The sequence below is a fragment of the Ruegeria sp. CK3 genome (assembly GCF_056536565.1).
Map to the genome: position 1 here is coordinate 149,652 of NZ_JBQFPV010000001.1, position 11,726 is coordinate 161,377.

Annotated in this window: 12 protein-coding genes and 1 tRNA gene; 6 read left to right on the forward strand and 7 right to left on the reverse strand. The window is 59.2% G+C overall.

The window, feature by feature from the left end; all coding sequences use genetic code 11:
* Window positions 1-3 precede the first annotated feature (3 nt).
* On the reverse strand, window positions 4-918 hold the full coding sequence (locus ACR0C3_RS00770; RefSeq protein ID WP_480756674.1) for an MBL fold metallo-hydrolase: 915 nt from the start codon (window positions 916-918) through the stop codon (window positions 4-6).
* Window positions 919-962: 44 nt separating this feature from the next.
* Here ACR0C3_RS00770 and ACR0C3_RS00775 point away from each other — a divergent pair, with 44 nt between their 5' ends.
* A complete protein-coding gene (locus tag ACR0C3_RS00775) occupies window positions 963-2,282 on the forward strand; it encodes an ATP-binding protein (protein WP_480756675.1) in 1,320 nt (439 codons plus the stop codon).
* Between the two features lie 33 nt (window positions 2,283-2,315).
* Here ACR0C3_RS00775 and ACR0C3_RS00780 read toward each other — a convergent pair.
* Window positions 2,316-2,392, reverse strand: a tRNA-Ile gene (locus ACR0C3_RS00780).
* A 107-nt stretch (window positions 2,393-2,499) separates the two neighbouring features.
* Here ACR0C3_RS00780 and purM point away from each other — a divergent pair.
* From purM to rnd, 3 genes are all read left to right on the forward strand, one after another.
* On the forward strand, window positions 2,500-3,546 hold the full coding sequence (gene purM / locus ACR0C3_RS00785; protein WP_480756676.1) for a phosphoribosylformylglycinamidine cyclo-ligase: 1,047 nt from the start codon (window positions 2,500-2,502) through the stop codon (window positions 3,544-3,546).
* A complete protein-coding gene (purN, locus tag ACR0C3_RS00790) occupies window positions 3,543-4,139 on the forward strand; it encodes a phosphoribosylglycinamide formyltransferase (RefSeq protein ID WP_170466747.1) in 597 nt (198 codons plus the stop codon). Before purM ends, purN begins: the two co-directional genes overlap by 4 nt.
* Window positions 4,140-4,248: 109 nt before the next feature.
* Window positions 4,249-5,406 carry a ribonuclease D gene (rnd, locus tag ACR0C3_RS00795; protein ID WP_480756677.1) on the forward strand — a complete coding sequence of 386 codons (1,158 nt, stop codon included), beginning with the start codon at window positions 4,249-4,251 and terminating at the stop codon, window positions 5,404-5,406.
* 4 nt (window positions 5,407-5,410) lie between these two features.
* On the opposite strand, the gene ACR0C3_RS00800 is transcribed toward rnd, so the two are convergent.
* Complete coding sequence (locus ACR0C3_RS00800; RefSeq protein WP_480756679.1) at window positions 5,411-5,938, reverse strand: hypothetical protein; 528 nt, start codon at window positions 5,936-5,938, stop codon at window positions 5,411-5,413.
* 138 nt (window positions 5,939-6,076) lie between these two features.
* Here ACR0C3_RS00800 and ACR0C3_RS00805 point away from each other — a divergent pair, with 138 nt between their 5' ends.
* On the forward strand, window positions 6,077-6,487 hold the full coding sequence (locus ACR0C3_RS00805; RefSeq protein WP_170526724.1) for a SufE family protein: 411 nt from the start codon (window positions 6,077-6,079) through the stop codon (window positions 6,485-6,487).
* Between the two features lie 2 nt (window positions 6,488-6,489).
* Here the strand turns inward: ACR0C3_RS00805 and ACR0C3_RS00810 are convergent, their stop codons facing one another.
* Entirely contained in the window at window positions 6,490-7,149 is a 660-nt protein-coding gene (locus ACR0C3_RS00810; RefSeq protein ID WP_480756680.1) for a DUF1638 domain-containing protein, read from the reverse strand.
* Window positions 7,150-7,258: 109 nt separating this feature from the next.
* Entirely contained in the window at window positions 7,259-7,957 is a 699-nt protein-coding gene (locus ACR0C3_RS00815) for a corrinoid protein (RefSeq protein ID WP_170373819.1), read from the reverse strand.
* 255 nt (window positions 7,958-8,212) lie between these two features.
* Here ACR0C3_RS00815 and ACR0C3_RS00820 point away from each other — a divergent pair, with 255 nt between their 5' ends.
* Window positions 8,213-9,280: a PA0069 family radical SAM protein gene (locus ACR0C3_RS00820; RefSeq protein ID WP_480756681.1), complete on the forward strand. Its 1,068-nt coding sequence runs from the start codon at window positions 8,213-8,215 to the stop codon at window positions 9,278-9,280.
* Between the two features lie 8 nt (window positions 9,281-9,288).
* Here the strand turns inward: ACR0C3_RS00820 and ACR0C3_RS00825 are convergent, their stop codons facing one another.
* Both ACR0C3_RS00825 and gltA read right to left on the reverse strand, forming a co-directional pair.
* On the reverse strand, window positions 9,289-10,182 hold the full coding sequence (locus ACR0C3_RS00825) for an autotransporter outer membrane beta-barrel domain-containing protein (RefSeq protein WP_419738028.1): 894 nt from the start codon (window positions 10,180-10,182) through the stop codon (window positions 9,289-9,291).
* A gap of 229 nt (window positions 10,183-10,411) precedes the next feature.
* Window positions 10,412-11,707 (reverse strand): citrate synthase, encoded by a 1,296-nt coding sequence (gltA, locus tag ACR0C3_RS00830; protein ID WP_170373816.1) that lies wholly within the window; start codon window positions 11,705-11,707, stop codon window positions 10,412-10,414.
* Between the last annotated feature and the right edge of the window lie 19 nt (window positions 11,708-11,726).

Below are 11,726 nucleotides of genomic sequence, written 5' to 3' on the forward strand. Positions count from 1 at the left end.
CGCTCACGAAAGTCGCTGGAAAACCGCATCTGACGCAAGTGGGCCATCGTAGGTGACTTTGGATTTTCCTGCCAAATCAATCAAATGCGCCAGGACGTTACGCTCGGCTGCGGGCAGCAGGGCTTTCGGGGTTTCGGTGTAAATACGCTCAGCCAATTGCCGGGCCGAGCCTTGTCGCTCTGCCAGCGCCGCCAGGATTTGCGCTTCTCGCCCCAAGCGGTGCTGAATCAACCACTCCAACCGCTCAGCAGGGTTTTCGATCGGCGCGCCGTGACCCGCGTGAAAGACGGACCAGTCGCGCTGTTGCAGTCGATGACAGGCCGCCATGAAGTCGGTGAGGTCTCCGTCAGGGGGAGAGACGAGCGAGCTGGCCCAACCCATCACGTGATCTGCCGTAAAGCAGATATCGCCCCAGGCCAGCGCGATGTGATTGCCCAGATGACCGGGGGTGTGGATGACCTCGAGCTGCCAGTCGTCGCCCGTGATGCGTTCTCCGTCCGCCAGCTCGATATCCGGCCGGAATGCGGTGTCGATGCCTTCGCCGCCTTGCACCATGCCACTTTGGGCGAGGTCGGACATGACCGCACTGCGCCCGGCTTCGGGGCCTCCAAAGGCCAGAATCGGGGCACCCGAACGGGCCGCAAGCGGGGCAGCCAGAGGCGAATGGTCCAGATGGGTGTGGGTCACGAGGATGTGGCTGATTCTCTGATTGGGTGTCAGCGCATCCAGAATCGCCTCCAGATGCGCGTCGCACAGCGGTCCGGGGTCGATCACCGCCAGATCCCGCGTCCCCAGAAGATAGGTGTTTGTGCCCCGATACGTCATCGGCGAAGGATTTGGAGCCAAAATGCGCCGCAAACCCGGATCCAACTCCTGGGCCACGCCAGCCGGCGGGTTGAATTCGTCAGGTGCCTGCATTCTGTCCTCTTTCTCTTGCCCGGGCAGCCCGCTAGGTTTAGCGCATGTCCACGCAATGGCTCAAACCCTATATGCCGCGCGGCCTGTATGTCCGGGCCGCGCTGATTCTCGTCCTGCCGGTGGTGGCCTTGCTGCTGGTGGTGGGCATCGCGTTTCTGCAAAAGCATCTGGAGGACGTGACCGCGCAAATGACGCAAGCCGCCGCGCGTGAGGTCCGACTGATCACTCAGACCATGGCCGAGGCTGAGACCCGGCAACAGGCGCTGGCTGCTGTGCGTCCTGATCTGAGCGCTTTGTCGATGAAAATGCAGTTCCTCGACGCGGATGAGATGCCGGAAATCGGCCGGCGCAGGTGGTACGACTTTATAGCGCCACAGGTTGAGGCGGATCTGATGGCGGAATTGCCTGACCTTGAAGCGGTTGCCCTGCCCAGCGGGCAAGAGGCGCGCCTCTATATGCCCACTCATCTGGGCCTGTTGCAGCTGACCTTTGATCGACGGCGTCTGTCCCCTGCGGCGCCGCATCAGTTGATTGTGACGATGGTTTTCTTTGCCATCATCATGACCTCGATTTCGTTTCTATACATGCGCAACCAGCTGCGGCCCATTACGCGGCTTGCGGATGCGGCGCAGGCTTTTGGTCGCGGACGGGTGGTGCCGTATTCCCCCGGCGGCGCGGTCGAGGTTCGGGCCGCGGGCAACGCTTTTCTCGACATGCGGGCGCGGATTGAGCGGCAGATGGAGCAGCGAACAATGATGCTATCGGGTGTCAGCCACGATCTACGTACTCCGCTGACACGGCTGAAACTGGGCCTGTCTATGCTGCCCGAAGAAGAGGCTGCGCCGTTGCAGCAGGACGTAACCGAGATGCAATCGCTTTTGGATGCGTTCCTCGACTTTTCACGCGGTGCTGCCGAAGGTGCTCCCGAAGAGGTCGATCCCGAAGCTTTGCTGACGCAGATCGTCAGCGATGCAAGACGGGCTGGTCATAAGGCGGAACTGGTTACCGTCGACGGGCAGGGGACAGCGATGTTGCGACCATCAGCCATGCGCCGGGCGGTCGAGAATCTGATCGGTAATGCCGTGCGGTATGGCAGCAAGGCGGATGTCAGCCTGACGCTGACGCCCAAATCTCTACGCATCCGGGTCGAGGATGATGGGCCAGGTATCCCGCCCGAACAACGGACCGAGGCCGTTAAGCCCTTTTCCCGTTTGGACCCTGCACGCAATCAGAACCAAGGTAGCGGTGTTGGTTTGGGCCTTGCCATCGTGGCCGACATCGCCCGTGCCCATGGCGGCGTTTTGCGCCTTGGTAAAAGCGGGCGACTGGGCGGGCTGTGTGCTGACATCATCGTAGGGCGCTAGAGGCGCGGCGTTCTTAGTGAAAACAGCGGAATTTGGTAGGCCCGGCAGGACTTGAACCCGCAACCAAAGCGTTATGAGCGCTCTGCTCTAACCAATTGAGCTACAGGCCCGCCTGAGCGCTTTGAGTACCACGGTGATCGCCCGCGTCAAGCCTGACCGTTGCATCAAAGCGCACAATCGACTAACCCGCCCGCAAACCATTCATGAGGGATAGGCCATGACAGCGGGCAAGAACGGAATCACCTACGCCGACGCGGGTGTGGATATTGATGCAGGCAACGCTCTGGTCGACCGCATCAAGCCTGCTGCCAAACGCACCAATCGCCCCGGAGTCATGAGCGGTCTGGGCGGGTTCGGCGCGCTGTTCGACCTCAAGGCCGCTGGCTATGAAGACCCGATTCTGGTGGGGGCCACCGACGGTGTTGGCACCAAGCTGCGGATCGCGATTGATACAGGTGTTGTGGATGGCGTCGGCATTGATCTGGTCGCGATGTGCGTCAACGACCTGATCTGCCAGGGCGCTGAGCCATTGTTTTTCCTTGATTATTTCGCCGCCGGCAAGCTGGACACCGATACCGCTGCGCGGATCATCGAAGGGATTGCCGAAGGCTGCGCTCAGTCGGGTTGTGCTCTGATCGGTGGCGAAACCGCCGAGATGCCGGGCATGTATCCCGATGGTGATTTCGATCTGGCTGGGTTCTCGGTCGGCGCGATGGAGCGCGGTGCCGATCTGCCCGACGGCGTAGCGGCGGGCGACGTACTGTTGGGATTGGCCTCCGACGGAGTGCATTCCAATGGCTACTCCTTGGTGCGCAAACTGGTCGAGATTTCCGGGCTGGGCTGGGAGGCCGACTCGCCCTTTAGCGACGGCACACTGGGTGAGTCGCTGCTGACGCCGACGCGGCTTTATGTGAAGCCTGCACTGGCCGCGATCCGCGCCGGGGGTGTGCATGCGCTGGCTCATATCACCGGCGGCGGTCTGACCGAAAACCTGCCGCGTGTTCTGCCCGAAGGGCTGGGCGCGCAGATCGATCTGGACGCATGGGATTTGCCGCCTGTCTTCGGTTGGATGGCCGAAACTGGCGGGATTGCCGAAGCTGAGATGTTGAAGACTTTCAACTGCGGCATCGGCATGATCGTGGTCTGCGACGCAAATCAGGCCGACGCGCTGACGGCTTTGCTGGCTGAGGCGGGTGAGACCGTGTCGCGCATCGGCACCGTGACTGACAAGGCTGGCGTGGCCTATTCGGGCAAACTGCTGTGAGCCACAAGCGCGTCGCGATCCTGATTTCCGGCGGCGGGTCAAACATGGTTTCTCTGGTCGACAGCATGACCGGAGACCACCCTGCGCGCCCATGTCTGGTTCTGTCCAACGACGCGCAGGCCGGTGGTCTGGCAAAGGCGCGGGATCGCGGCATTGAAACGGCTGTGGTTGATCACCGCCCCTTTAAAGGGGATCGAGCGGCGTTTGAGGCGGAGTTACTGAAGCCGCTTGAGGCCGCGCAACCCGATATTGTATGTCTGGCCGGTTTCATGCGAGTTCTGACCGGCGATTTCGTCTCGCGCTTTCAGGGGCGGATGCTGAACATTCACCCCTCGCTGCTGCCGAAATACAAAGGCCTGCACACCCATGCCCGCGCGATCGAAGCAGGGGATGCCGAACATGGCTGCACCGTGCATGAGGTCACCGCGGCGCTGGATGATGGCCCAATTCTGGGGCAGGCGCGGGTCGCCATTGAACCCGAGGACACCCCCGACAGCCTGGCCGCCAAAGTGCTGGTTTATGAGCATCAGCTCTACCCGCCGGTGCTGCGGCGGTATGCGGAAGGCAACAGGTCCGTTCTTATGCTGCCCTGATCGCCCTTGGGTGATTTACACCCGGCGGAAATTCGTCCTATGGTCGCCGATAACGCTCGGGACGGTAGAAAAACGGGCAGTCACACAAAGAACAAGAATAGTACGGCGCATGAGAACTCTGACAACGACGCAAGAGCTGGCTGATTTCTGCTCGGCTGCTGCTTCTTTTCCCTATGTCACTGTAGATACAGAATTTCTGCGCGAGCGGACCTACTATTCAAAACTGTGTCTGGTGCAATTGGCGGTCCCTTCTGAGGATGAAGACAGTGCCGTTCTGGTTGACCCACTGGCCGAAGGAATCTCGCTTGAGCCGCTCTATGAGCTGTTCCGGAATGAGAGCGTGGTCAAGGTGTTCCACGCCGCACGTCAGGACCTTGAGATCTTCTGGGTCGATGCGCAAGTGTTCCCAACGCCGCTGTTTGACACGCAGGTTGCTGCGATGGTCTGTGGCTTTGGTGAACAGGTCGGCTACGAGACGCTGGTGCGCAAGATCTGCAAGCAAGGGGTGGATAAAACCTCGCGCTTTACCGACTGGTCGCGGCGTCCTCTGACAGATGCGCAAAAGACCTATGCGCTGGCCGATGTGACCCACCTGCGCAAGATCTACGAACATCTCGCGGCTGAGCTTGAGAAAACCAAGCGCAGCCATTGGGTGTCCGAGGAGCTGCGCATACTGACCCAGCCTGGCACCTATGACATCCGGCCCGAGGATGCGTGGAAGCGTGTTAAAACGCGGACGAATTCGGCCAAGTTTCTGGCGGTTGTGCGGGAGCTGGCACAGTTCCGCGAATCTCACGCACAGGACAACAACATCCCGCGCAACCGCGTGTTCAAGGATGACGCGCTGATCGAGCTGGCCTCCACCAAACCCAAAACGCCATCAGACCTTGGCGGCTCGCGCCTGTTGCTGCGAGAGGCGCGCAAGGGGGCGATTGCAGAAGGCATTCTGGCGGCCGTCAAAAAGGGTGTGAACTGTCCGCCCGAACAACTGCCCAAGGTCGACACGAGCCGCGACAAGCTAAAGGTGAACCCGGCGTTGGCGGATCTGTTGCGGGTGCTGCTGAAATCGAAAACCGAAAGCTCGGGCGTGGCGGCAAAGCTGATCGCGACCAGCGCAGAACTGGACCAGATCGCAGCGGGCGAGCGCGGCCTTCCCTCTATGACCGGCTGGAGGTTCGAGGTGTTCGGTGAGGATGCACTGAAGCTGTGCGAAGGCAAGATCGCACTGGCAGCAAAAGGGCAAAACGTGAAGGTCGTGCCCCTCTGATCGTTTAACGGCGGCGTGATTCCAGGGCGTTTTGCTGCCCAACGACACGGACCAAACGAATGCCTTCAAGCTCTTGCCGGGATACGTTGATGGCGTCGGACACCATGCGCGAACGCTCAGTACCCTGCGCAGTCTGCGACTTGGGGTAATTCACGAGAAAGGTGAACTCCATCACGCCGTTCTTCTGGTTTTCTTCCGAATTCACGGGAACCAGACGGGCGTTGAACGCGCCTTGGCGTTGCGCCGTGCCCGAGGCGTAGACGATTGCGCCGGTGGGTGTTGCGTCGATCCGCAGTTCGTCGATCTTCGCAATCGGAACGCTGGTGTCTTCTTCCTCGGGCCGGTCAAACAGGCCGATGCCCTCGCGCTGTTTTGGGACAAGCGCATAGGCCTCATCCACCGGAGCGGTTTCGACTGGAGCGGGCTGGCTGGATCCGAACCAGTTAGACGGGTTCGCCCGCGAATTGCGCCAGCTGTTGCAGGCAGACAGGGTCAACGCGGCGATGATAAGAAGAGACAGTGATTTTTGCATGGACCCACGGCTTTAACAGTCATTCACGCAATGGGTTAGCGCAATTTCCCTGCCTTGAAAAGCCACGGCGAGGGCTGGACAGGGGGCTATCGTCGGCATAGGTCACAATTGTGAATGAAACAGAAGGACCGCCGCGCCATGGCAACGCCCGCCTTTGAAGAAATTGTCGAAGATTTCGAGTTCCTCGAAGATTGGGAGGACCGCTATCGCCATGTGATCGAACAGGGCAAAGCGATGGAGCCGCTGGACGATGCGCTCAAAGTTCCGGCGACCAAAGTGGACGGCTGCGCCAGCCAGGTGTGGCTGCACCCGATGATCGACGGCGGCGTGTTTCGCTTCGATGGGGATAGCGATGCGCTAATCGTGCGTGGTCTGATTGCGGTTTTGCGTCTTCTTTACAATGACTTGCCGGTTTCTGAGGTGATCAAGGTCGACGCCGGCGGAGAGTTGGCGCGGCTGGGCCTGAATGACCACTTGTCCGCTCAGCGGTCGAACGGTCTGAGGGCGATGATCGAACGCATCCGCGAAGTCGCACAGGAGAAGGCGTAGCGTCAGCGCGTTCTAGTCGCCCAATCGGTCAACGTGGTCTCCAGATCGCCATAGCCGGTCAGGCGACGCTCAAAATCCAGACCCATACGCTCGGCACATTCCTGTGCTCGCGCCGTCAGCGCGGGATCATCAGTTTGGGCCTGATAGACCAGTTTGGTGTAGTTCCCGAAATACATGTCTCGCAGCTGGGGATGGCGATCCAGACCCAGTGGTTTCCAGACAAAGGCATCGAACTGCCGGGCCAGAAAATCGGTCAGGTAGAAAGCGGTTGTCTCGTCTTCGCCCTGAGCGGCAAAGGCCTCGTTCCCTTCGAAGAACGAATAGCAATGCGGGCCTTTGACCATCTCGACACCCAGCCGGTCGCATGCCTGTTGCAGCAGGCCGCCGGTGCCGCAATCTGCGTAGACGACGAAGACCTGATCGTAGCGCTCACGATGCTTGGCAATCGCGTCCTCAACGGCCTGAGTGATCTTTTCGGGGTGGACATGAAGGATCGCGGGCAGGCAGGTCAGGTCCATATGGTCCCAGCCGTTGCGGGTCTTGAGGTCCAGAATCTCGCGCGCCAAGGCCCCGCAGGCCAACAACAGGATACGACCTTTGCCAGTTTCGTCATATCCATCGGTCGTCAGGCTGGCGTCATCGGGATGTTGGCTTTTTGACATTCCGGGGTCCTCTGGCTGGCTGGTCCGGGTGATTTTGCCCTAAAACGCGGTTTGAAACAAAAAGGCCGCCCGAAATCGAGCGGCCCTTTCAGAACTTAAAACGGAGTTCTTATCCCGCCAGCTGGTTGTGCTTGCGCGAGACGAAGTCCTTGGCGGTCTCAACAGCCACAGCCGCGTCACGGCAATATGCGTCCGCGCCGATGGCTTTGCCGAATTCTTCGTTCAGAGGCGCGCCGCCGACCAGAACGATGTAGTCATCGCGAACGCCTTGCTCGACCAGCGTGTCGATCACGACCTTCATGTAAGGCATGGTGGTGGTCAGCAGGGCGGACATGCCCAGGATATCGGGCTGTTCGTTTTCCAGTGCTTCCAAGTAGTTTTCGACCGGGTTGTTGATGCCGATGTCGACAACTTCGAAACCTGCGCCTTCCATCATCATCGAAACAAGGTTCTTGCCGATGTCGTGGATGTCGCCCTTCACGGTGCCGATGACCATCTTGCCAACGCGCGGTGCGCCAGTTTCAGCCAGCAGAGGCTTCAGGATCGCCATGCCGCCCTTCATGGCGTTGGCGGCCAGCAGAACTTCGGGGACGAACAGGATGCCGTCGCGGAAGTCGTGGCCAACCACGGTCATGCCGCCGACCAGAGCTTTGGTCAGGATGTCGTAGGGGGTCCAGCCGCGCTCGAGAAGGATGTTGGTGCCTTCTTCGATCTCTTCTTTCAGGCCGTCGTAGAGATCGTCGAACATCTGTTCAACAAGCTCTTCGTCGTTCAGTTCGGACAGGATGATGTCTTCTTCGTCGGACATGGGGTGTTTTCCTGAGCTGTGCGGACCCTTGGTCCGGGGTGGCATTTTTTTCGTTTTGGCCAAAACGTCGCAGATTTACTGTGACGATTGCGACCTCGGCGGTTTCGGGACCGACGTTTATGTCAAAAATCGGCATCGGGCGACAGAATAATATGCATGATCATCCTGTGTCTGGCTCAGGTTAGCTAAAACAAGGGGTGGTTGCCTGGCGTTCAGTATTCGCGTATCAATACAGTGAGAACGAAGAGTGAACAAATGCAGCCTCAAACCAATATCCGCGCTCGAGGGACCGCATCCAATGAAGCGGGTCGCTTTGAAAAATTTGCCACGGTCCAGACGGATGACGGTTGGGACATCGAAGAAGATCAACCGCTTCTGAGAACCGAGATTCGGGACGAGATGGCGCGCAGTGTGATCACCTATAATCGCTCGCCCGATCTGCCGTTTGACCGCTCGATAAACCCGTATCGCGGGTGCGAACATGGCTGTGTGTATTGCTTCGCACGGCCCAGTCACGCCTATCTAGGGCTGTCTGCAGGGCTGGATTTTGAGACCCGTTTGACCGCGCGTGGCAATGCGGCCGAAGTGCTGCGCAGGGAATTGTCCGCGCGCTCTTACAAAGTCGCGCCGATTGCCTTGGGCACCAACACCGACCCTTATCAACCCGTTGAAAAAGAACGCGGGATCACGCGCGCCTGTCTTGAGGTTTTGAGGGATTTCAACCACCCCATAGCGATCGTGACCAAAGGGACACTGATCGAGAGGGATCTGGATATTCTTGCGCCCATGGCAGCGCTGGGGTTAGTTCGCGCCGGGATATCCCTGACAACTATGGACGCGGGCCTCTCTCGACGGATGGAGCCGCGAGCTCCGTCCCCCAAACGGCGGTTGGAGGTCATCCGACGTCTGACCGGGGCAGGGGTGCCGGTGCGGGTGATGACCTCGCCCGTTGTGCCCGGGTTGACGGATCACGAGCTGGAGACCTTGCTGGAGGCCGGGCATGAGGCCGGCGCTGACACCGCGAGCTGGATCATGCTGCGTCTGCCCCGAGAGGTTTCGGTGCTGTGGCAGGACTGGCTGGCCGAACATGAACCCGCGCGGGCCGAAAAGGTCATGGCGCGGCTGCGCGAGATGCATGGAGGTCGCGACTATGACCCACGCTGGGGTCACCGGATGCGGGGAGAAGGCGAATATGCCGAATTGATCGCAAAACGCTTCAAGGTGGCCGTCAAACGGTTGGGTCTGAAGGTAAAATCCGAAGATCTGCGCCGGGATCTTTTCGCAAAACCTGCACAGCCGGGCGATCAGATGAGCCTGTTTTAGACCGCGCGTCAGAAGCTGATGCCGATCCCGGCTGTGAACCCGTTGACCGTGTCGCTGCCGTAGTAGCGGACCATGATCCGAGTGGTGCTCACCCATGGAACCCAGGTGTCGGACAGATCAACCTCGATCCCGCCGCCGACGCGTGCCAGCCAATCTGTGCCCAGAACAATCGACTGATCCCCGACCAGGTAAGAGATGGACAGATCCCCGACCCAACGCACCGGTCGGCCAAACATCCGACCGCCTGTCGGAAACCGGTACCGTGACCAAAGCACTGCATTTGCAGCCGTCGATTGCACGAGGAGGTCTTCGTCGTCACCAATGGGCCAGTATTCGATATGCGTGTAGCGGAGGCTCATCTCGAACTCTCGGTCATTGGTCAGAGGGCGTGCGTAGTCCAGCGTCAGGGAACCGCCGGCACCTCCGGCCCAGAGACCGCCGCTTTCGAGGAAATCAGCTTCTATGCCAAGCCGCTCGGCGATCACTTGAGCGGCGACTGACGTGTCAGATTGGGTGCGCCCGATCGAGATATGCGCCATGGGCGTCAGTTTCCAGCGCTCTCCCAGGTCGAACTGGTAGCCGATACCGCCTGTTACAGCGGCGCTCGTCCATTTGAGCGGCAACGTGGTGGTCTCGCCGGAGCCAGAGAAGAACAGGACCGGGTCATAGCGCGCATAGCCGATATAGCCTTCAAGGTAGATGGGTACGCCTTCGCTCAGCCGAAAGCCCCCGCCCAATTGCGCGGATTTGAAGTCGTACTCGCGGTTTCCCGTGTTCGATTGCAGCGAGATCGCACTGGCTGAGTCATCAGGGATGCCAGCAAGGCCTAAAATTGCCAGAGAACCCGCCGCGTTTTCGCGCTGGATCTGTTTGAAAATGTCCTCAAGAATCCCTTGCGCCAAGCCAGACGCCGGAAAGGCAAAGAACGCCAGAAAGGCTATTTGAAGGAACCGACATACCATCGCAACACAGGGTTTCTACAATTTCACGAGACCATATCCATGGTCTTAGGCTGAGAGAAGCAGGTGCAAAAACCGACGGGGCAAGTGACGCAGCGCTACAACAACTCAGGATCAAAAAAGGCCCCGGAGAACGTCCGGAGCCTTGGTTCTGTTTGGTTTGACGCGCGGTTCAGCGCTTTTCGATATCCACGTAGTCGCGGAGTGTTTCGCCTAGATACAGCTGACGCGGGCGGCCAATCTTGTTCTGAGGATCGGCGATCATCTCTTTCCACTGGCTAACCCAGCCAACAGTGCGCGACAGGGCGAAGATCGGTGTGAACATCGAGGTTGGGAAGCCCATCGCCTCGAGGATGATGCCCGAATAGAAGTCCACGTTCGGGAACAGCTTTTTCTCGGCGAAATACGGATCTTCCAGCGCCTGTTTTTCCAGCGCTTTTGCGACCTGAAGCTTGGGGTTGTTTTCAACACCCAGCAGATCCAGCACCTCATCCGCCGATTGCTTCATGACCTTCGCACGCGGATCGAAATTCTTGTAAACCCGGTGACCGAAGCCCATCAGGCGGAATGGATCATTCTTATCCTTCGCGCGGGCGATGTATTCGGGAATACGATCGACGGTGCCGATCTCTTCCAGCATCTCAAGACAGGCCTGGTTCGCACCACCATGCGCCGGACCCCAGAGGCAGGCGATACCGGCAGCGATACAGGCAAACGGGTTCGCGCCCGAAGACGATGCCAGACGCACGGTCGAGGTTGAGGCGTTCTGTTCGTGATCGGCGTGCAAGGTAAAGATACGGTCCATTGCACGGCTGAGGATCGGGTTCACCTCATATTCTTCGGCCGGAACGCTGAAGCACATGCGCAGGAAGTTCGACGCATAGTCCAGATCGTTGCGCGGATACACGAAGGGCTGGCCCGTGTGATACTTGTAGGCCCAGGCCGCAATTGTCGGCATCTTGGCGATCAGGCGGTGCGAGGCAACCTCGCGCTGATGCGGATCCGAGATGTCGGTCGAATCGTGATAGAAGGCCGACATCGCGCCGACAACACCAACCATGATGGCCATCGGGTGCGCGTCGCGACGGAAGCCGCGGTAAAAATACTGCATCTGTTCGTGCAGCATGGTGTGACGTGTGATCGTGGATTCGAAGGTTTCAAGATCTTTTGCGACCGGCAGCTCTCCGTAAAGAAGCAGATAACAGACTTCGAGGAAGTGGGATTTCTCTGCCAGTTGATCAATCGGGTAGCCACGGTGCAGTAGCTCACCTTTGTCGCCATCAATATAGGTGATGGTGCTGTCGCAGCTGGCGGTCGAAGTAAAGCCGGGATCGTAGGTGAACACACCTGCCTGACCATAGAGCTTGCGAATATCGACAACATCAGGCCCAGCAGTTGGAGAGTGAACGGGCAACTCATACTCTTTGCCATGGACGGTCAGAGTTGCTGTCTTATTGCTATCAGTCATGGTTGTCCCTTCTTCATTT